Origin of the sequence: Streptomyces sp. DG1A-41, from assembly GCF_037055355.1 — a bacterium.
In the GTDB taxonomy this organism is placed as follows: Bacteria; Actinomycetota; Actinomycetes; order Streptomycetales; family Streptomycetaceae; genus Streptomyces.
This window is the reverse complement of record NZ_CP146350.1, coordinates 1302444-1322500: the sequence shown is the minus strand read 5'-3', so window position 1 is coordinate 1322500 and position 20057 is coordinate 1302444. Positions and strand designations below refer to the sequence as shown.

Below are 20057 nucleotides of genomic sequence, written 5' to 3'. Positions count from 1 at the left end.
GGGGATGACCTGTGGTTAGGGGTGAAAGGCCAATCAAACTCCGTGATAGCTGGTTCTCCCCGAAATGCATTTAGGTGCAGCGTCGTGTGTTTCTTGCCGGAGGTAGAGCACTGGATAGGCGATGGGCCCTACCGGGTTACTGACCTTAGCCAAACTCCGAATGCCGGTAAGTGAGAGCGCGGCAGTGAGACTGTGGGGGATAAGCTCCATGGTCGAGAGGGAAACAGCCCAGAGCATCGACTAAGGCCCCTAAGCGTACGCTAAGTGGGAAAGGATGTGGAGTCGCAGAGACAACCAGGAGGTTGGCTTAGAAGCAGCCACCCTTGAAAGAGTGCGTAATAGCTCACTGGTCTAGTGATTCCGCGCCGACAATGTAGCGGGGCTCAAGCGTACCGCCGAAGTCGTGTCATTCATACAACAGCCCCAACGGGTGTGTGGATGGGTAGGGGAGCGTCGTGTGCCGGGTGAAGCAGCCGCGTAAGCGAGTTGTGGACGGTTCACGAGTGAGAATGCAGGCATGAGTAGCGATTCACACGTGAGAAACGTGTGCGCCGATTGACTAAGGGTTCCTGGGTCAAGCTGATCTGCCCAGGGTAAGTCGGGACCTAAGGCGAGGCCGACAGGCGTAGTCGATGGATAACCGGTTGATATTCCGGTACCCGCTGTGAAGCGTCAAACATCGAGCCCGCTGATGCTAAGGCCGTGAAGCCGCCCTGGAGCCTTCGGGCAAAGGGGAGTGGTGGAGCCGCCGGACCAAGGTGGTAGTAGGTGAGTGATGGGGTGACGCAGGAAGGTAGTCCATCCCGGGCGGTGGTTGTCCCGGGGTAAGGGTGTAGGCCGTGCGATAGGTAAATCCGTCGCACTTGTGGCTGAGACCTGAGGCCGAGCCGATTGTGGTGAAGTGGATGATCCTATGCTGTCGAGAAAAGCCTCTAGCGAGTTTCATGGCGGCCCGTACCCTAAACCGACTCAGGTGGTCAGGTAGAGAATACCGAGGCGTTCGGGTGAACTATGGTTAAGGAACTCGGCAAAATGCCCCCGTAACTTCGGGAGAAGGGGGGCCACATCCGGTGATGAGCTTCGCGCTCTGAGCTGGGGGTGGCCGCAGAGACCAGCGAGAAGCGACTGTTTACTAAAAACACAGGTCCGTGCGAAGCCGTAAGGCGATGTATACGGACTGACGCCTGCCCGGTGCTGGAACGTTAAGGGGACCGGTTAGCTCACTTTCGGGTGGGCGAAGCTGAGAACTTAAGCGCCAGTAAACGGCGGTGGTAACTATAACCATCCTAAGGTAGCGAAATTCCTTGTCGGGTAAGTTCCGACCTGCACGAATGGCGTAACGACTTCTCGACTGTCTCAACCATAGGCCCGGTGAAATTGCACTACGAGTAAAGATGCTCGTTTCGCGCAGCAGGACGGAAAGACCCCGGGACCTTTACTACAGTTTGATATTGGTGTTCGGTTCGGCTTGTGTAGGATAGCTGGGAGACTGTGAAGCTTGGACGCCAGTTCAGGTGGAGTCGTCGTTGAAATACCAGTCTGGTCGTGCTGGATGTCTAACCTGGGTCCGTGATCCGGATCAGGGACAGTGTCTGATGGGTAGTTTAACTGGGGCGGTTGCCTCCTAAAGGGTAACGGAGGCGCCCAAAGGTTCCCTCAGCCTGGTTGGCAATCAGGTGTTGAGTGTAAGTGCACAAGGGAGCTTGACTGTGAGACCGACGGGTCGAGCAGGGACGAAAGTCGGGACTAGTGATCCGGCGGTGGCTTGTGGAAGCGCCGTCGCTCAACGGATAAAAGGTACCCCGGGGATAACAGGCTGATCTTCCCCAAGAGTCCATATCGACGGGATGGTTTGGCACCTCGATGTCGGCTCGTCGCATCCTGGGGCTGGAGTCGGTCCCAAGGGTTGGGCTGTTCGCCCATTAAAGCGGTACGCGAGCTGGGTTTAGAACGTCGTGAGACAGTTCGGTCCCTATCCGCTGTGCGCGTAGGAGTCTTGAGAAGGGCTGTCCCTAGTACGAGAGGACCGGGACGGACGAACCTCTGGTGTGCCAGTTGTTCTGCCAAGGGCATGGCTGGTTGGCTACGTTCGGGAGGGATAACCGCTGAAAGCATCTAAGCGGGAAGCCTGCTTCGAGATGAGGACTCCCACCCACTTGATGGGGTAAGGCTCCCAGTAGACGACTGGGTTGATAGGCCGGATATGGAAGCACGGTAACGTGTGGAGTTGACCGGTACTAATAGGCCGAGGGCTTGTCCTCAGTTGCTCGCGTCCACTGTGTTGGTTCTGAAACCACGAACAGCCCCATGCCATGGTCACGGTGTGGTGCGGTTGTCAGTTTCATAGTGTTTCGGTGGTTATAGCGTAGGGGAAACGCCCGGTTACATTCCGAACCCGGAAGCTAAGCCTTACAGCGCCGATGGTACTGCAGGGGGGACCCTGTGGGAGAGTAGGACGCCGCCGAACTCCTTTTAGAGCTCTGGTTCTTGGGCATACAGCCCGAGAGCCAGAGCTTTTTTGCGTTGAGGTAAGGTCAGGGAGCATCGTTGGTTCGTTTCCCACAGGAGGCCCCCGGGTGGAGGTTCAGGAGACTCGCGTCCAGACGGACCGTGTGCTCACCATCCCGAACATCCTCAGCATGGCGCGCCTCGTCGGCGTGCCCCTCTTCCTGTGGCTGATTCTGCGGCCTGAGTTCGGTGGGCCCCAGAGTGACGGCTGGGCCCTTCTGGTACTGGCCCTGAGCGGCATCAGTGACTACCTGGACGGCAAGCTCGCGCGGCGCTGGAACCAGATCAGCAGCCTCGGCCGGCTCCTCGATCCCGCGGCCGACCGACTCTACATTCTTTCGACTTTGGTCGGCCTCACCTGGCGCGAGATTCTGCCTCTCTGGTTGACCGCTGTACTTCTGGCGCGGGAGCTGGTTCTGCTGGTGATGGTGGGCATCCTCCGCCGGCACGGCTATCCGCCGCCCCAGGTGAACTTCCTGGGCAAGGCCGCCACCTTCAACTTGATGTATGCCTTCCCGCTGCTCCTGCTCAGTGACGGTAGTGGTTGGATCTCGTCACTGGCTGCTATTTTCGGATGGGCGTTCGCCGGATGGGGTACAACGCTGTACTGGTGGGCAGGAGTCCTCTACGTGGTACAAGTCCGCCGCCTGGTCCGTGCGGACGCCATGCCCGATTGAACTCGCGGATTGCTCCCACTGAAGCGGTGCGTTGGCCCGTGGTGGAAAAGTGCGGGACAATCCTCGCGGGGGAAGTCGGCTAGACCGTCGTCTCTTCGAGGAGGACGCTTCCGACATGAAGGCCGTCGTGATGGCCGGAGGCGAAGGCACGCGCCTTCGCCCCATGACCTCAAGCATGCCCAAGCCGCTCCTGCCCGTGGCCAACCGCCCGATCATGGAGCACGTGCTGCGGCTGCTCAAAAGGCATGGGCTCAACGAAACAGTCGTAACTGTCCAGTTCCTGGCCTCGCTCGTCAAGAACTACTTCGGTGACGGCGAAGAGCTCGGTATGGAGCTCACCTATGCCAATGAGGAGAAGCCACTCGGTACCGCCGGAAGCGTCAAGAATGCCGAAGAGGCGTTGAAGGACGATGCCTTCCTCGTCATCTCAGGTGATGCTCTGACGGATTTCGACCTCACCGAGCTCATCAATTTCCACAAGGAAAAGGGTGCACTGGTCACGGTCTGTCTGACGCGTGTGCCCAATCCGCTGGAGTTCGGCATCACCATTGTCGACGAGGAAGGCAAGGTGGAGCGCTTCCTCGAGAAGCCCACCTGGGGCCAGGTCTTCTCCGACACCGTGAACACCGGTATCTATGTGATGGAGCCCGAGGTCTTCGACTATGTCGAGCCCGATGTGCCCGTCGACTGGTCCGGCGATGTCTTCCCGCAGTTGATGAAGGAGGGCAAGCCGATCTACGGCTACGTCGCCGAGGGGTACTGGGAGGACGTCGGCACGCACGAGAGCTATGTGAAGGCGCAGGCCGACGTCCTGGAGGGCAAGGTCGACGTCGACATCGACGGGTTCGAGATCTCCCCCGGGGTGTGGGTCGCGGAGGGGGCAGAGGTTCATCCCGACGCCGTGATGCGCGGGCCGCTTTACATCGGTGACTACGCCAAGGTCGAGGCCGGCGCCGAAATCCGTGAGCACACCGTCGTGGGCTCCAACGTGGTCGTCAAGAGCGGCGCTTTTCTGCACAAGGCCGTCGTTCACGACAACGTCTACGTGGGGCCGCACAGCAATCTGCGTGGCTGCGTGGTCGGAAAGAACACCGACATCATGCGCGCGGCGCGGATCGAGGACGGGGCGGTCATCGGTGATGAGTGCCTGATCGGTGAAGAATCGATCGTTCAGGGCAATGTGCGGGTCTATCCGTTCAAGACCATCGAAGCCGGCGCTTTCGTCAACACCTCGGTCATCTGGGAATCCAGGGGACAGGCGCACCTCTTCGGCGCCCGTGGTGTGTCCGGGATCCTGAACGTGGAGATTACGCCGGAGCTGGCGGTACGGCTTGCCGGTGCCTATGCGACGACCCTGAAGAAGGGCTCGACCGTCACCACGGCCCGCGACCACTCGCGTGGTGCCCGCGCTTTGAAGCGAGCGGTGATCTCCGCGTTGCAGGCCAGCGCCATCGACGTACGGGACCTGGAGAACGTGCCGCTGCCGGTGGCCCGGCAGCAGACGGCGCGCGGCAGTGCCGGCGGGATCATGATCCGTACCACGCCCGGGGTGCAGGATTCCGTCGACATCATGTTCTTCGACGGGCAGGGCGCGGACTTGTCCCAGGGCAGCCAGCGGAAGCTGGACCGGGTGTTCGCGCGGCAGGAGTACCGGCGTGCGTTCCCCGGGGAGATCGGTGATCTGCACTTCCCGGCGAGCGTCTTCGACTCGTACACCGGGTCGCTGCTGCGGAACGTCGACACGACCGGGATCGCGGAGTCCGGCCTGAAGGTGGTCGTGGACGCGTCCAACGGAAGTGCGGGCCTCGTGCTGCCGAGTCTGCTGGGGAAGCTCGGTGTCGACTCGCTGACGATCAATCCCGGTCTCGACGAGTCCAGGCCGACGGAGACGGCCGACATGCGGCGGTCGGGGATGGTGCGTCTCGGGGAGATCGTCGCGTCCTCGGGGGCCGCGTTCGGGGTGCGGTTCGATCCCGTCGGTGAGCGGCTGTCCCTCGTCGACGAGAAGGGACGCATCGTCGAGGACGACCGGGCACTGCTCGTGATGCTGGACCTCATCGCCGCCGAGCGGCGAAGCGGCAGGGTCGCGCTGCCGGTGACCACGACCCGGATCGCCGAGCAGGTGGCGGCGTACCACGGGACCCAGGTCGAGTGGACGACCACGTCACCCGACGACCTCACGCGCGTGGGCGGCGAGGAAGGGACGATCTTCGGCGGCGACGGCAAGGGCGGCTTCATCGTCCCCGAGTTCAGCAGCGTGTACGACGCCACCGCGGCTTTCGTACGGCTCATCGGGCTCGTGGCGCGGACGCAGCTCACGCTCAGCCAGATCGATGCGCGGATCCCGCGTGCGCACGTCCTGAAGCGGGACCTGGCGACTCCGTGGGCCGTCAAGGGGCTCGTGATGCGCCGGGTCGTCGAGGCGGCCGGCGACCGGTTCGTGGACACCACGGACGGCGTGCGTGTGGTGGAGACGGACGGCCGTTGGGTGATGGTGCTGCCCGACCCGGCCGAGGCCGTCACCCACCTGTGGGCCGAAGGGCCGGACGACGCCTCCGCGCAGGCACTGCTGGACGAGTGGTCGGCGGTCGTGGACAGCGCCGGCCGGTAGAACGGGCTGCACGCGTGCGTGCCGGACAAGTGTCCCCAAGGGGGCCTGTCCGGCACGCCGGTGGGGCCGTTCGGAGGTAGTGGCCGCGACGTGCGACGATGTGCGGCATGCCGCAGCAACCCCCCATTCGGAGCACGCCGACGCGGCCCAGGCGCCCGGACGCATCCATGTCGTTGATCACCAACGTCATGGACCACAGCCTCGACGACGGATACGCCGAGGCCGCCGCGCGGAAGAAGGCCGCGGGCGACGGTGGCATGCCGAAGACGCTCAGGGCGAAGCTGGGACTCGCCGCCGGCCTCGTGCTCGCGGCCCTCGTCGTGACCGTGGGAGCGGCGCAGGCGCGGGTCGCCGCTCCGGTCGTCGCCAAGGAGCGCGAGGAACTGGTCGACCGGATCGACCGGGAGTCCGAGACGGCGGACAAGCTGGAGGACTCCGTCGACCGGCTGCGCGAGGACGTGAGCGCGCGACAGCGTGAGGCGCTGAAGCACAGCGGTGGCAGCGCCGAGTCCGAGATCGTCGGCATCCTGTCGGGCGCCACAGCGGTGCACGGCCCCGGCATGAAGCTCGTGGTGAACGACGCCAAGGAGGCCGGCACCGGCGGTGACGGCAACCCGCGCGAGACCACCGGGTTCTCGGATACCGGCCGGGTGCGCGACCGGGACATGCAGCGCGTGGTCAACGGGCTGTGGGAGTCGGGCGCCGAGGCCGTCTCGATCAACGGGCAGCGGCTGACGGCGCTGTCCGCGATCAGGGCCGCGGGGGACGCGATACTGGTCGACAACAAGCCGCTGGTGCCGCCGTACACGGTGCTCGCGGTCGGGGACGGGCAGCGGCTGAGCACTCGGTTCCAGAACAGCGCGGACGGGCTGTACCTGAACGCGCTCCAGGAGAGCTACGGCGTCAGGACAGCCATCTCCGTGGAGGAGGACCTCCGGCTGCCTGCCGCACCGAGTGTGATCGTACGTACAGCACAGCCGAGCACTGAGAAAAGCGAGAAGGGCACATCGTGATCGCCGTACTGGGCCTCGTCGTGGGAGTCGTGGCCGGCCTGTTGGTCCGGCCTGAGGTTCCGGCGGTGGTCGAGCCTTATCTGCCGATCGCTGTCGTGGCGGCGCTCGACGCCGTCTTCGGCGGCCTGCGGGCCATGCTCGACGGCATCTTCGACGACAAGGTCTTCGTGGTGTCGTTCCTGTCGAACGTGGTCGTGGCCGCGTTGATCGTGTTCCTGGGCGACAAGTTGGGCGTGGGTGCCCAGCTGTCCACCGGTGTGGTGGTCGTCCTCGGCATCAGGATCTTCTCCAACGCCGCGGCGATCCGTCGGCACGTGTTCCGGGCGTGAGGCCGATGAGCGAGCACGACGACAAGCGCCCGGAGGGGAACGGCGACACGCGCGCGGACCAGCGCGACGGGAGCGGCGAGTCCGGGAACAGGCTGCGCAAGGAGCTGCCGCAAGAGGTGTCCGCGCCGGTGGCCGCCGCCCAGGACACCCCGGAGCCGGAGCCGGAGCCGGAGCCGGAGCTGGAACCGGAAACCGAACCGGAGGTGGCTCCCGAGCCTGAGCCCGAGCCGCAGCTGACCGGTCGGCAGCGGCTGGTGAAGGGGCTGTGGCCGCCGCGGGTCTCACGGGCCCAACTCATCGTCGCGGTGCTGCTGTTCGGCCTCGGGTTCGGGCTGGCCGTGCAGGTGGCCTCGAACAGCGACAGTGACAGCGCGCTGCGCGGTGCGCGTCAGGAAGATCTTGTCCGCATCCTCGATGAACTGGACGACCGTACACAGCGTCTTGACGACGAGAAGCAGGGTCTCGAGAAGCAGCGGGACGAGCTGGAGAACAGCTCGGACCAGGCCGAGGAGGCCCGGAAGCAGACCATCGAGAAGGAGAGGCAACTCGGCATCCTGGCGGGCACGGTGGCCGCGCAGGGGCCCGGCATCACCATGACCATCGAGGACACGAAGGGGACGGTCGAGGCGGACATGCTGCTCGACGCGATCCAGGAGCTGCGCGCGGCGGGTGCCGAGGCGATCCAGGTGAACGGCGTACGGGTCGTCGCAGGCACGTATCTGACGGACTCGGGCAAGGGCGTGAGCGTCGATGGGAACAAGATCAACGCGCCCTATCGTTTCAAGGTCATCGGCAAGCCGCAGGACCTCGAGCCGGCGCTCAACATCCCCGGAGGCGTGGTGCAGACTCTCGAGAAGGAACAGGCCACGGTCACCATCGAGCGGTCGACCAAGATCGTCGTGGATGCCTTGCGAGCGGTGAAGCGGCCTGACTACGCTCGGTCGTCCTCCCAGTGAACCGGGGGTGCATGGGCGACGTCCGGCGAGGGCATGAGGTTGCGGGGGGTCGGCGCACCGAATGGGTGGTGCGTGGTGGAAACTGTCTGGTGCAGACGGACGTTGTCAGGATGTCCGGGTCGGTCAGAGTGTTCAGTCAGGGTTCGTCCTGCCCCACGGGCGGGTCTGTTTCGGTCAAGGGGAATCGCCCGTGAAGTTGTTTGCGAAGTTGTTCGGCAAGAGCGCGCGAGAAGGCAGCGACAATGCGACCGCTCGCCATCGCGCACAGCCTGACGCGGAGGGCCAGCGGCCGCTGTTCCGGGACCAGGTCGGTGGTCCGGGCGGTGACATTTCCGGAGGTCAGGGCGCGCCGTCGGTTGACCCTGCGCAGCCCGGCGGCATAGGTTTCGGGCAACCGTCAACCTCAGGTGCGGGTGGAGGGTTTTCCGACCCGTATGCGTCCAATGCCCCCGGCGGGCAGCCGCGGCAGGAGGATCCGATGTCGGCCCTGGTATGTACGAGGTGCGGTAACCGCAACGCGGAGAACAGCCGCTTCTGCTCCAACTGTGGCGCGCCGCTGCGGGCCGGGGCGGCGGCGGAGCGTCCGTCCGAGACGACCTCCACGATTTCCATCTCCGGTCTCGAGGCCTACGACAGCGAGACCACCGGCCAGACGCCGATGCCGACGCTGTCCCCCGAGGCGCAGGCGGCTGTCGACGCGCTGCCGCTGGGCTCCGCGCTCCTGGTGGTGCGCCGCGGGCCGAACTCGGGCAGCCGCTTCCTGCTGGATGGCGATCTGACCACGGCCGGGCGTCATCCGCAGAGCGACATCTTCCTGGACGACGTGACGGTCTCGCGGCGCCATGTGGAGTTCCGCCGAGGCCAGGACGGTTCGTTCACGGTGGCTGACGTGGGCAGCCTGAACGGCACGTACGTGAACCGCGAGCGGATCGACCAGGTCGCCCTGAACAACGGCGACGAGGTGCAGATCGGCAAGTATCGGCTGGTCTTCTACGCCAGCCAGCGGGGCTACTGACCGGATTCCGTCCGGGGAACCCCGCGAGGGTCCGTCCGTCAGGGAAGGTCCATGCATCAAACACCGAGCGGCGGTGCCGGACACGGCGCCGCCGCCACGGACAGGCTGATGAGCATCGGCACGGTGCTGAACGTGCTGCGCGACGAGTTTCCCGAAGTCACCATCTCCAAGATCCGTTTCTTGGAGGCGGAGGGGCTTATCGAGCCGCAGCGGACCCCGTCGGGGTATCGCAAGTTCAGCGCCCACGACGTCGAGCGTCTCGGCCACGTCCTGAGGATGCAGCGCGACCACTATTTGCCCCTGAAGGTGATCCGCGAGCACCTGGAGGCCATGGAGCGTGGTGAGGCCGTCCAGCTGCCGGCGGTGGGGCGTCAGCGCGACGGCGACACCGTGCTCGAGTCTCCCGAGGCGCCCACGGCGGCCAGGATCGGGCGCGAGGAGCTGCTCGCCGCCGCCGGTGTCGGAGAGGAGGAGCTCGGGGAGTGGGAGTCGTACGGGCTCGTCACCCCACTGGAGGACGGGGTGTACGACGCGGAGGCGGTCACGGTGGCCTCGCTGATCGCCGAGCTGGGGCGGTTCGGGATCGAGCCGCGGCACCTGCGGGTGATGAAGGCCGCCGCCGATCGCGAGGCCGGGCTCGTGGACCAGGTGGTGGCCCCGCTGAAGCGGCACCGGAATCCGCAGACCAGGGCTCATGCGGAGGCGCGTACCAAGGAGCTGGCGGGGCTCACGGTGAAACTGCACGCCGCGCTGGTGCAGACGGCGCTCGGAGTGCGGCTGCCCTGAGACGGAGCCGGTCGTGGAGGCCGGATCAGGCGTCCGTTCCCGGCCCGACTACCCAAACATCCCGAGCACGGCCTAGGGTTGCTGTGTGAACGAGCTCGATGTCGTAGGTGTCCGGGTGGAAATGCCCTCCAACCAACCGATCGTGCTGCTGCGTGAAGTGGGAGGCGACCGTTACCTCCCCATCTGGATCGGACCGGGGGAGGCGACGGCGATCGCCTTCGCCCAGCAGGGCATGGCTCCTGCGCGGCCGCTGACCCACGACCTGTTCAAGGACGTGCTGGAAGCCGTCGGCCAGGAGCTCACGGAAGTGCGCATCACGGACCTGCGTGAGGGCGTCTTCTACGCGGAGCTGGTCTTCGCCAGCGGCGTCGAGGTGAGCGCCCGCCCGTCCGACGCCATAGCGCTGGCCCTGCGCACCGGTACGCCGATCTACGGCAGTGACACGGTGCTCGACGACGCCGGTATCGCGATCCCGGACGAGCAGGAGGACGAGGTGGAGAAGTTCCGCGAGTTCCTCGACCAGATTTCCCCGGAGGACTTCGGTAGCAGCAGCCAGTGAGCTCCGGATTCCGCCACGAGCCGGATGGCGGGCGGTATCAGCGGTCAGTGAGCGTGTGGGCGGCCCGGGCGGACGATGTGGTCCGCGGCAGGGCCGCCCGTCGCATGTGTGGCGACCGGATTGCCCGCATGTGCCGGAGGCGAGTGAGAGCGTCACACGGCCCGCATCGGAGGCATTCGGCTAGCCTTTCCCCGCGGTGGGGCACGGGAAACCACTCTTAGGGTGATTATCACTCGGCGTGGCGAGTGTGGCGATCGTTGACGCACCCCTGGTGACTGCCTACCGTCGAGAAGGCAGGTCAAGGACGGAGGTCGGCGTGAGAAGCAGCGGCGACGGTACGGCTGGGGGCGGCCCCGAGCGCAGTCTCAGGGCGAGCGGTCCGTACCCTCCCCCGGGCTCACGGCTCCGCCCGAGCGGGGGGTGTCCCCAGCCCGGCAGGGACGGCGCGGCTGATCACGCTCCGCAGCGACCGACAGCCGTGCCGAGCAGCGGAGGGACGACGTCCATGGCGTCCGAGCAGATCGGCTATCGGGGCCCCACGGCCTGCGCGGCCGCCGGTATCACCTACCGGCAACTGGACTACTGGGCCCGTACCGGCCTCGTCGAGCCGAGCGTGCGCCCCGCCTACGGGTCGGGGACGCAGCGGCTGTACAGCTTCCGGGACGTCGTCGTCCTGAAGATCGTCAAGCGGTTCCTCGACACCGGGGTGTCGCTCCAGAACATCCGCACGGCCGTCCAGCACCTCAGAGAACGCGGTTTCCGCGACCTGGAGCGGATGACGCTGATGAGCGACGGAGCGACGGTCTACGAGTGCACCTCGCCGGATGAGGTCCACGCCCTGCTCCAAGGGGGCCAGGGCGTCTTCGGGATCGCCGTGGGCGTGGTGTGGCGGGATGTCGAGAGCGCGCTGTCCCAGCTGCACGGGGAGCGGATCGACACCGGCGAGACCCTGGTCGGGCCCAACCCGGCGGACGAGCTGGCGCGGCGGCGGAACCGGGCCGTTTGAGTCGTCCGACAATGGGATGCCCCCGTGGCCGTTGCGGGCGGGACGTTTCCGCGCCGGGCTGCTAGCGGTTTCTCCCGGGGCGTCAGGGCGGTTGCCCGGGGCGTTGTCAGTGGCGTAGGGCAGCATCGGAGATGTGAGAACCGCGCCCACGATCCTGCATCTCGACATGGATGCCTTCTTCGCCTCGGTGGAGCAGGCGTCCAAGCCGAGCCTGCGTGGAAAGGCCGTCGTCGTGGGCGGGCTGGGGCCGCGAGGCGTCGTGGCCACGGCGTCGTACGAGGCGAGGGTCTTCGGGGTGCATTCCGCGATGCCCATGGGACAGGCCCGGCGGCTCGCGCCCAACGCCGCGTATCTCGTCCCGCGCTTCGGGTTCTACCGGGCGATCAGCGAGCGGGTGATGGAGCTGCTGCGGGCGCTGTCGCCGCTGGTGGAGCCGCTGAGCCTGGACGAGGCGTTCGTGGACCTGGAGGCCGGGGGAGCGGCCTGGGACGAGCAGTCGGCGCGGCTCGTCGGGGCGCGGTTGCGCGCGGACATACGGGCCGTCACCGGACTCACGGGGTCGGTCGGGCTCGCCGCCTCCAAGATGCTCGCGAAGATCGCCTCGGAGCAGGCCAAGCCCGACGGGCTCGTGGTGATCGAGCCGGGGACGGAGCGGGCGATGCTCGGGCCGATGTCGGTGCGGACCCTGCCGGGGGTCGGGCCGGCGACGGGCGACCATCTGAGGCGGGCCGGGATCACCACGGTCGAGGAGATCGCCGAGGCGGGGGAGGACGAGTTGGTCCGGCTGCTGGGGAAGGCGCACGGGCACGGGCTCTACGCCATGGCGCTGGCGCGGGACGACCGGCCTGTCGTGGCGGAGCGGGAGACGAAGTCGGTGTCGGTCGAGGACACCTACGACGTCGACATCCACGACCGGGTGCGGGTCGGACTCGAGGTGCAGCGACTCGCCGACCGGTGTGTGCGGCGGCTGCGCGAGGCCGGGCTGTCCGGGAGGACCATCGTGCTGAAGGTGCGGAGGTACGACTTCTCGACGCTCACCCGGTCCGAGACGCTGCGCGGGCCGACGGACGACCCCGGGGTGGTCCGCGAGGCGGCGGCCAGGTTGCTGGACTCGGTCGACACGACGGGCGGTGTGCGGCTGCTCGGGGTGGGCGTCAGCGGACTCGCCGACTACACGCAGGAGGATCTCTTCGCGCAGGCGGCGGGGGAGCGCGCGGAGGCGCAGGGGCCCGTCGAGGAGCCTGCCGCGGCGCCGGTCGAGGATCAGCCGGCGCTCGCCGAGCGGCGGTGGCCCGCCGGGCACGACGTACGGCACGCCGTGTTCGGGCACGGGTGGGTGCAGGGCAGCGGTCTGGGGCGGGTCACCGTGCGGTTCGAGACGCCTGGCTCGGAGCCCGGGCGGGTGCGGACCTTCCGGGTCGACGATCCGGATCTGATGTCGGCGGATCCGTTGCCGCTGGTGTTATCGAAAGCGGAATCGAGACCGGAGGAGAGCCACGGGCCGGAGGGCGGGCCCGCAGCCGTGGGACTGCGGGCCGCTGCCCCTTAGACGGCTGGACGGTCAGAGGGCCTGCCGGGCTTCAGGCCGTCTCGTCCGTGCCTGCCAGTCTGCCGAAGTCGTGGTCCCGGAGCGGGGGAGGTGCGGCGACATCGAGGCCGTAGTGGTGGTAGAGCTGGAGTTCCTGTTCCGGGGAGAGGTGACGGCCCACGCCGAAGTCGGGGGCGTCTTTGATCAGGGCGCGGTCGAAGGGCACGTGGAGAGCCCCGTCGATCAGTTCACTGGGCTCGAGGGGGACGAAAGCGTCCCTGCTGAACAGGCCGGTCCGTATGGCCGCCCACTCCGGCTCGCCGGTGGCGTCGTCGAGGTAGACCTCGTCGATCGTGCCGATCCTGGTTCCGTTGCGGTCGAACGCCTTGCGGCCGATCAGGTTGCGCGGATCGATATCGGTTCGCACGGGCCCTCCACATGGTCGCAACTCATCCGTAAGCACTACAAAACGGCACAATCGGGGAGGCGGCCACTCGAAGGTTCGTGCGTTGACCTCGCTGGTACGCTGGCAGCGGCTGCTGACCCCGTGCGGGAGAGTCCTCCAGACACCATCGGAGGCGCCGAAGGAGCAAATCCTCCCCGGAATCTCTCAGGCCCACGTACCGCACGGACGAGGTCACTCTGGAAAGCAGGGCGGGTGTCGACGGCCTCCGCTCTCACCGACGGTGAAAGCCGGAGGCCTTCGGGCGATCCGGTGAAGCTCTCAGGTCGAGATGACAGAGGGGGAGGCCGTTCGGGTACCCGTGCCGTGGTGCCCCTCGAAGGTCGTGTCAGACCAGGAGGCCTCCGCAAATGACCGCCCATCGCATTCCGCTCTCCGAGCTCGAAGAGGCAGTTCCCTTCGAGCGGCGCCACATCGGCCCCGATCACGAAGCCCGCGCGAAGATGCTCGCGCAGGTCGGCTACGGCTCGCTGGACGAGCTCACGGCAGCCGCGGTCCCGGCCGTGATCAAGAGCACCGAGACGCTGGACCTGCCGAGCGCCCGCAGCGAGGCCGAGGTGATCGCCGAGCTGCGCTCCCTGGCCGACCGCAACCAGGTCCTCGGCTCCATGATCGGGCTCGGGTACTACGGCACGTTCACGCCGCCGGTCATCATGCGCAACGTGATGCAGAACCCGGCCTGGTACACGGCCTACACGCCGTACCAGCCAGAGATCTCGCAGGGACGGCTCGAGGCGCTGCTCAACTTCCAGACCATGGTCGCCGACCTCACCGGACTGCCGACCTCCGGTGCCTCCCTGCTCGACGAGGGCACCGCGGCCGCTGAGGCCATGGCGCTGTCGCGGCGCCTCGGCAAGAACAAGAAGGGTCTGTTCCTGGTCGACGCGGACGCGCTGCCGCAGACCATCGCCGTGATCCAGACCCGGGCCGAGCCGACCGGCGTCGAGGTCGTCGTCGCCGATCTCGGCGAGGGCATCCCCGCCGAGATCGCCGGGCGCGAGATCAACGGCGTGCTGATCCAGTACCCGGGCGCCTCCGGAGCCGTACGGGACATCAAGCCGGTTATCGACCGGGCGCACGAGCTCGGGGCCCTCGTCACCGTCGCCGCCGATCTGCTCGCGCTGACGCTGCTGAAGTCGCCCGGTGAACTCGGCGCGGACATCGCCGTCGGCACGACGCAGCGCTTCGGTGTGCCGATGGGCTTCGGCGGTCCCCACGCCGGCTACATGGCGGTCAAGGAGAAGATGGCGCGCAGCCTTCCCGGGCGGCTCGTCGGCGTGTCCGTGGACGCCGACGGGAACAAGGCCTACCGGCTGGCGCTCCAGACGCGTGAGCAGCACATCCGCCGCGAGAAGGCCACCAGCAACATCTGCACCGCCCAGGTGCTGCTCGCCGTCATGGCCGGCATGTACGCCGTGTACCACGGGCCGGAGGGCCTGAAGGGCATCGCCCGGCGTACCCACCGGTACGCCACGGTTCTCGCCGCCGGGCTCGCGAACGGCGGTGTCGAAATCGTGCACGGGTCGTACTTCGACACGCTGACCGTGCGCGTCGAGGGCCGGGCCGCCGACGTCGCGGCCGCCGCGCGGGAGAACGGCGTCAACCTCCGTCTCGTCGACGCCGACCACCTCTCGATCGCCTGCGACGAGACCACCACGCGGGCCCAGCTGCGTGCCGTGTGGGCCGCCTTCGGTGTCGAGGGTGTCATCGAGGCGCTGGACGCGGCCACGGAGGACGGGCTTTCGGACGCGCTGCTGCGGACCGACGAGTACCTGACGCACCCCGTCTTCCACCAGCACCGCTCCGAGACCGCCATGCTGCGCTACCTGCGCCGGCTGGCCGACCGTGACTACGCGCTCGACCGGGGCATGATCCCGCTGGGCTCCTGCACCATGAAGCTCAACGCGACCACGGAGATGGAGCCGGTCACCTGGCCCGAGTTCGGGCAGCTGCACCCCTTCGCGCCCGCCGGACAGGCCGGGGGCTACCTCACGCTCATCCACGAGCTGGAGGACCGTCTCGCCGAGGTCACCGGGTACGACAAGGTGTCCCTCCAGCCGAATGCCGGGTCGCAGGGTGAGCTGGCCGGTCTGCTCGCCGTACGCGGATACCACCGGGCCAGCGGGGACGAGCAGCGCACCGTGTGCCTGATCCCGTCGTCCGCGCACGGGACCAACGCCGCGAGCGCGGTGATGGCGGGCATGAAGGTCGTCGTCGTGAAGACCGCCGAGGACGGCGAGATCGACGTCGAGGACCTGCGGGCCAAGATCGAGCAGTACCGCGACGAGCTGGCGGTACTGATGATCACCTACCCGTCGACACACGGCGTGTTCGAGGAGCACGTCTCCGAGATCTGCGCCCAGGTGCACGAGGCGGGCGGGCAGGTCTACGTCGACGGGGCCAACCTCAACGCGCTCGTGGGGCTCGCCAAGCCGGGGCACTTCGGCGGTGACGTCTCGCACCTGAACCTGCACAAGACCTTCTGCATCCCGCACGGCGGCGGCGGTCCCGGCGTCGGTCCGGTGGCGGTGCGTGAGCACCTCGCGCCGTACCTGCCGAACCACCCGCTCCAGCCCGAGGCGGGCCCGGAGACGGGTGTCGGGCCCATCTCCGCGGCGCCGTGGGGTTCCGCCGGCATTCTGCCGATCTCCTGGGCGTACGTCCGGCTCATGGGCGGCGAGGGGCTGAAGCGGGCCACGCAGGTCGCGGTGCTCAGCGCCAACTACATCGCCAAGCGGCTGGAGCCGCACTACCCGGTGCTCTACACCGGCCCCGGCGGGCTCGTCGCGCACGAGTGCATCATCGACCTGCGGCCGCTGACCAAGGCGACCGGTGTGAGCGTCGACGACGTCGCCAAGCGGCTGATCGACTACGGCTTCCACGCGCCGACGATGTCGTTCCCGGTGGCCGGGACGCTGATGATCGAGCCGACCGAGTCGGAGGACCTGGCCGAGCTGGACCGGTTCTGTGAGGCGATGATCGCCATCCGCGCGGAGATCGAGAAGGTCGGCTCCGGCGAGTGGCCCGCGGACGACAACCCGCTGCGGGGCGCCCCGCACACCGCCGGGACGCTCGCCGGGGAGTGGGAGCACGCCTACAGCCGTGAGGAGGCCGTCTTCCCGGCCGGTGTCTCCGTCGCCGACAAGTACTGGCCGCCGGTGCGCCGCATCGACCAGGCCTTCGGCGACCGGAACCTGGTCTGCTCCTGCCCGCCGCTGGACGCGTACGAGGACTGACCGGCCGAACGGTCGTGTGGGAGGGGCTCCGCGGTGCGGGGTCCCTCTCGTCATTCGGCGGCGAGGGACACCTCGGTCGACTTGATCAGGGCGACGACGGGGGTTCCGGCCGACAGGGCGAGGTCGTCCGCGGCGTCCCTGGTGATCGCGGCGGTCAGTTGGCCGCCCTCGACGGTGACCCGGACGGACACCATGGCGTCGCCGGTCGCGACGTCCGTGACCGTGCCGGGAAGCCGGTTGCGGATGGACAGGCCCTCGACGGGGGCGGTGGCCAGCGAGACCTCCGTCGACTTCACCAGGGCACGCACGGCGGTGCCCGGCGTGAGGCCGAGATCGTCCGCGGCCTCGCGGGTGATCGCCGCGGTGAGGGCCTGGCCGCCGGAGAGGCGAACCCTGACCGTCGCCATGGCCTCGCCCGGCGTGACGGTGGTGACGGTGCCGGGAAGCTGGTTGCGGATGCTCAGGCTCATGGGGGCACGGTAGCCCGGCGAGGTCCCTATGCCGGGTATGCGTGCGTCTGCGTCGCCTTGACCGTCGCCCAGACCGGGGCGCCGGGACGCAGGTCGAGTTCGGCCGCGGCGACCGTGGTGAGGTCGGCGGTCAGGGGGAGTTCGCCGGCGAGGTCCGCGCGGATCTGGTCGCCGTGCGTCTCCAGTCCGACGACCTCACACCGCCACAGGTTGCGGGCGCTGGAGCCGGTGGGACGTTCCCGGTACAGCGTCACGGCGCCGGGCGGGAACGCCACGAAGGCCGGGCCGGAGAGCTCTTCCGTGGTCGTGATGGCCGGGCCTGCGTCGAGCCGGACGGTGTGGCCCTCGGCCCGTCCCCGGTAGAGGTTGAGGCCGACGAGCCGGGCGATGTAGTCCGTGCGCGGGTGGCGGGCGATGTGGGAGGGCGTGCCCTCCTGGACGACGTGGCCGTCCTCGACGACGACCAGGCGGTCGGCCAGCACCATGGCGTCCAGCGGGTCGTGTGTGACGAGGACGGCCACGGCCTCGAACTCGGCGAGGTGGCGCCGGAGCTGGGCGCGCACCTCCAGACGGGTCCGGGCGTCGAGCGCGGCGAGAGGTTCGTCCAGGAGCAGCAGTCGGGGCCGGGTGGCCAGGGCCCGGGCCAGCGCCACGCGCTGGGCCTGGCCGCCGGACAGACGGCGGGGTTTGGCGCCGGCGTGGTCGGCCAGGCCCATACGGTCCAGCCACTCGGCGGCCTGGGCACGGGCCTCGGCCTTGCTCGCTCCCCGGCAGCGCGGGCCGAAGGCGACGTTGTCCAGGGCGGTCAGATGCGGGAAGAGCAGGTAGTCCTGGAAGACGACGCCGACCGGGCGGGACTCGGGCGGCATGGCGTCCAGCCGCGTGCCGTCCAGCCGTAGACGACCCGCGGTGAGGGGGGTGAGCCCTGAGAGTGCGCGCAGGGCCGTGGTCTTGCCGGCGCCGTTCGGGCCGAGGAGGGCGACGACGTCCCCGGGGGCGGCGGTGAGGGTGACGTCCAGGCGGAAGGAGCCGCGGTCGACGACGAGGTGGGCGTCGAGGCCTTCGGGGCGGACGCCGGGGGGCACTCCGTCGAGGTCGGTCGTCTCGGTCATGAGAGCCACGTCCAGGGTGTCAGGGAGCCGGTGCGGTACATCACGACGCCGTCATCCAGCGGTCACGCAGGGCCGCCAGTACGGCGATGGACACCGCCAGCAAGACCAGACTGAGGGCGATCGCCGCCGCCGGGTCGTTCTGGAGGGCCAGGTAGACCGCCAGGGGCATGGTCTGGGTGCGGCCCGGGAAGTTGCCCGCGAAGGTGATCGTCGCGCCGAACTCGCCCAGGGCCCGGGCCCAGGCCAGTACGGCACCGGCCGCGATGCCCGGCGCGATCAGCGGCAGGGTGACCCGGCGGAACGCGGTGAAGCGGGAGGCGCCCAGGGTGGTCGCCGCCTCCTCGTAGCGCGGGTCGGCGGCCCGCAGGGTGCCCTCCACGCTGATGACGAGGAACGGCATCGCCACGAACGTCTCGGCGAGGACGACACCCGTCGTGGTGAAGGGCAGGGTGATCCCGAACCAGGCGTCGAGCCATTGCCCGATGACGCCGTTGCGCCCGAAGGCGAGCAGCAGGGCCACACCGCCCACCACCGGCGGCAGCACCAACGGCAGCGTCACCAGGGCCCGTACGAAACCCCGGCCGGGGAACCGTGTGCGGGCCAGGAGCCAGGCCAGGGGCACGCCGACGACCAGGCTCAGGCCCGTCGCCGCCGTGGCGCACAGGAGTGACAGCCGGAGTGCCTCCCACACCTCGGCGCTCGTCAGCTGCTCGGGAAGGCTGCGCCAGGGCGCCCGTACGAGCAGGGCGATCAGGGGCAGGAGCAGGAACGCCAGGCCGGCCAGGGCGGGCACCAGCAGGGGAATCGGCACCGCTCGGGTCCGGCCACGGGTGCGATCGCGGCGGGGCCGGCTTTCCAGCGTGTCGGTCACGGCTTGAGGAACCCGGCCTCGGACAGCACCCGCTGCCCTTCGGGGGACCGCACCAGTGCCACGAACGCCTTCGCCGCCCCGGGGTTGCGGGCGTTCTTGAGCAGGGCGATCGGATAGTCGTTGACGGCCTTGGCCGACTCGGGGAAGTCCACGCCCTCCACCGTGTCACCCGCCGTGCGCACGTCGGTCTTGTAGACGACGGCGGCGTCGGCCTCCTTCAGCTCGACCTTCGTCAGGGCGCTCTTGACGTCCTGTTCATACGAGACGGGGGTGAGCTTCAGGCCGCCGGCGTCCAGCGCCTTCTCGGCGGCGGCACCGCACGGCACGGTCTTGTCGCACAGGACTACCTTCAGGCCGGGCTTGGTGAGGTCCTTCAGGGAGGAGATCCTGTCGGGGTTGCCCGGCAGCGTGGCTATCTCCAGCTGGTTGCGGACGAAGGTGGCCGGCGTGCCCGCCGAGTCGTCCTTGCCCGTCACGATCGCCATGGTCTTGGTGCTGGCGGCGGCGAAGACGTCGGCCGGGGCACCGCTGGTGATGCTGGCGGCGAGGGTGTCACTGCCGCCGAAGTTGAAGGTGACCTTCGTGCCCGGGTGCTCCTTCTCGAACGTCTTGCCCAGGGCCTTGAAGCTCTCCTCGAGGGAGGCGGCGGCGAAGACGGTGACGGTCCCGGAGGGTTGTGCCGAGGAGGAGCCCGCGTCCGTGCCCGTGCCGGACGAGGAGCAGGCGCTCAGAGTGAGCAGCGCGGCCGCGGACGCACCGGCGACCTGGAGGATCCGGCGTGTCCGGTGCGCGGAACGGGTCATCTCGGGGCCACTCCCTCTGTGTGCGGGCGGACGAGCCGGCAGGGCTCCTCCGATACGCTGATCATACTGACGCATCTGCGAGGCAGAAGTCTGCTGTGGCATCGCATGAGCCAG

The 20057-nt window shown here is 68.1% G+C and carries 16 protein-coding genes, 2 rRNA genes and 1 riboswitch (1 of these 19 only partly in view); of the genes, 13 read left to right on the top strand and 5 right to left on the bottom strand.

Features of this window, described 5'->3' with window-relative positions:
- The 12 genes from V8690_RS06285 to V8690_RS06230 form a co-directional block, all read left to right on the top strand.
- Positions 1 to 2261 (top strand): 23S ribosomal RNA (locus V8690_RS06285); it begins 859 nt to the left of the window's first position.
- An 89-nt stretch (positions 2262 to 2350) separates the two neighbouring features.
- Positions 2351 to 2467: ribosomal RNA gene (rrf, locus tag V8690_RS06280) — 5S ribosomal RNA — on the top strand.
- A gap of 109 nt (positions 2468 to 2576) precedes the next feature.
- Complete coding sequence (locus V8690_RS06275) at positions 2577 to 3185, top strand: CDP-alcohol phosphatidyltransferase family protein (RefSeq protein ID WP_338776321.1); 609 nt, start codon at positions 2577 to 2579, stop codon at positions 3183 to 3185.
- A gap of 115 nt (positions 3186 to 3300) precedes the next feature.
- Complete coding sequence (locus V8690_RS06270) at positions 3301 to 5796, top strand: mannose-1-phosphate guanyltransferase (protein WP_338776320.1); 2496 nt, start codon at positions 3301 to 3303, stop codon at positions 5794 to 5796.
- 98 nt (positions 5797 to 5894) lie between these two features.
- Positions 5895 to 6809 carry a DUF881 domain-containing protein gene (locus tag V8690_RS06265; RefSeq protein ID WP_338776319.1) on the top strand — a complete coding sequence of 305 codons (915 nt, stop codon included), beginning with the start codon at positions 5895 to 5897 and terminating at the stop codon, positions 6807 to 6809.
- Positions 6806 to 7138, top strand: a complete 333-nt coding sequence (locus V8690_RS06260; RefSeq protein ID WP_003988855.1) for a small basic family protein — start codon at positions 6806 to 6808, stop codon at positions 7136 to 7138. The genes V8690_RS06265 and V8690_RS06260 overlap by 4 nt, the downstream gene beginning before the upstream one ends.
- A 5-nt stretch (positions 7139 to 7143) precedes the next feature.
- The gene (locus V8690_RS06255) at positions 7144 to 8094 is read left to right on the top strand and encodes a DUF881 domain-containing protein (RefSeq protein ID WP_338776316.1); all 951 of its coding nucleotides are present in this window, start codon (positions 7144 to 7146) and stop codon (positions 8092 to 8094) included.
- Between the two features lie 61 nt (positions 8095 to 8155).
- Positions 8156 to 9109 carry an FHA domain-containing protein gene (locus tag V8690_RS06250; RefSeq protein WP_078945246.1) on the top strand — a complete coding sequence of 318 codons (954 nt, stop codon included), beginning with the start codon at positions 8156 to 8158 and terminating at the stop codon, positions 9107 to 9109.
- Between the two features lie 51 nt (positions 9110 to 9160).
- The gene (locus V8690_RS06245; protein ID WP_338776315.1) at positions 9161 to 9895 is read left to right on the top strand and encodes a MerR family transcriptional regulator; all 735 of its coding nucleotides are present in this window, start codon (positions 9161 to 9163) and stop codon (positions 9893 to 9895) included.
- Positions 9896 to 9980: 85 nt separating this feature from the next.
- Positions 9981 to 10454, top strand: a complete 474-nt coding sequence (locus tag V8690_RS06240; RefSeq protein WP_003988851.1) for a bifunctional nuclease family protein — start codon at positions 9981 to 9983, stop codon at positions 10452 to 10454.
- A gap of 316 nt (positions 10455 to 10770) precedes the next feature.
- A complete protein-coding gene (locus tag V8690_RS06235) occupies positions 10771 to 11460 on the top strand; it encodes a MerR family transcriptional regulator (RefSeq protein WP_338776314.1) in 690 nt (229 codons plus the stop codon).
- Positions 11461 to 11593: 133 nt separating this feature from the next.
- Positions 11594 to 13009, top strand: a complete 1416-nt coding sequence (locus V8690_RS06230) for a DNA polymerase IV (protein WP_338776313.1) — start codon at positions 11594 to 11596, stop codon at positions 13007 to 13009.
- A 31-nt stretch (positions 13010 to 13040) separates the two neighbouring features.
- Here V8690_RS06230 and V8690_RS06225 read toward each other — a convergent pair whose 3' ends face one another.
- Positions 13041 to 13415, bottom strand: coding sequence for a PRC-barrel domain-containing protein (locus V8690_RS06225; RefSeq protein ID WP_338776312.1), 375 nt, complete (start codon positions 13413 to 13415; stop codon positions 13041 to 13043).
- Between the two features lie 113 nt (positions 13416 to 13528).
- Positions 13529 to 13624: riboswitch (glycine riboswitch) on the top strand.
- A 177-nt stretch (positions 13625 to 13801) separates the two neighbouring features.
- On the opposite strand from V8690_RS06225, the gene gcvP reads away from it, so the two are divergent.
- On the top strand, positions 13802 to 16687 hold the full coding sequence (gene gcvP / locus V8690_RS06220; RefSeq protein WP_338776311.1) for an aminomethyl-transferring glycine dehydrogenase: 2886 nt from the start codon (positions 13802 to 13804) through the stop codon (positions 16685 to 16687).
- A 50-nt stretch (positions 16688 to 16737) separates the two neighbouring features.
- Here the strand turns inward: gcvP and V8690_RS06215 are convergent, their stop codons facing one another.
- The 4 genes from V8690_RS06215 to modA are packed head-to-tail and all read right to left on the bottom strand — an operon-like array spanning position 16738 to position 19943.
- Positions 16738 to 17157 carry a TOBE domain-containing protein gene (locus V8690_RS06215; RefSeq protein WP_338776310.1) on the bottom strand — a complete coding sequence of 140 codons (420 nt, stop codon included), beginning with the start codon at positions 17155 to 17157 and terminating at the stop codon, positions 16738 to 16740.
- A 26-nt stretch (positions 17158 to 17183) separates the two neighbouring features.
- Entirely contained in the window at positions 17184 to 18269 is a 1086-nt protein-coding gene (locus tag V8690_RS06210) for an ABC transporter ATP-binding protein (protein ID WP_338776309.1), read from the bottom strand.
- A gap of 40 nt (positions 18270 to 18309) precedes the next feature.
- On the bottom strand, positions 18310 to 19128 hold the full coding sequence (locus V8690_RS06205; protein ID WP_338785267.1) for an ABC transporter permease: 819 nt from the start codon (positions 19126 to 19128) through the stop codon (positions 18310 to 18312).
- A gap of 8 nt (positions 19129 to 19136) precedes the next feature.
- Positions 19137 to 19943 (bottom strand): molybdate ABC transporter substrate-binding protein, encoded by an 807-nt coding sequence (gene modA, locus V8690_RS06200; protein WP_338776308.1) that lies wholly within the window; start codon positions 19941 to 19943, stop codon positions 19137 to 19139.
- Between the last annotated feature and the right edge of the window lie 114 nt (positions 19944 to 20057).

Bases quoted from the DNA above. Each gene is read 5' to 3' on its own strand.
- V8690_RS06265 (WP_338776319.1), top strand. From the start codon at position 5,895: ATGTGCGGCATGCCGCAGCAACCCCCCATTCGGAGCACGCCGACGCGG.
- V8690_RS06250 (WP_078945246.1), top strand. From the start codon at position 8,156: ATGGGTGGTGCGTGGTGGAAACTGTCTGGTGCAGACGGACGTTGTCAG.
- V8690_RS06215 (WP_338776310.1), bottom strand. From the start codon at position 17,157: ATGAGCCTGAGCATCCGCAACCAGCTTCCCGGCACCGTCACCACCGTC.
- gcvP (WP_338776311.1), top strand. From the start codon at position 13,802: ATGACCGCCCATCGCATTCCGCTCTCCGAGCTCGAAGAGGCAGTTCCC.
- modA (WP_338776308.1), bottom strand. From the start codon at position 19,943: ATGACCCGTTCCGCGCACCGGACACGCCGGATCCTCCAGGTCGCCGGT.
- V8690_RS06210 (WP_338776309.1), bottom strand. From the start codon at position 18,269: ATGACCGAGACGACCGACCTCGACGGAGTGCCCCCCGGCGTCCGCCCC.
- V8690_RS06255 (WP_338776316.1), top strand. From the start codon at position 7,144: ATGAGCGAGCACGACGACAAGCGCCCGGAGGGGAACGGCGACACGCGC.
- V8690_RS06270 (WP_338776320.1), top strand. From the start codon at position 3,301: ATGAAGGCCGTCGTGATGGCCGGAGGCGAAGGCACGCGCCTTCGCCCC.
- V8690_RS06245 (WP_338776315.1), top strand. From the start codon at position 9,161: ATGCATCAAACACCGAGCGGCGGTGCCGGACACGGCGCCGCCGCCACG.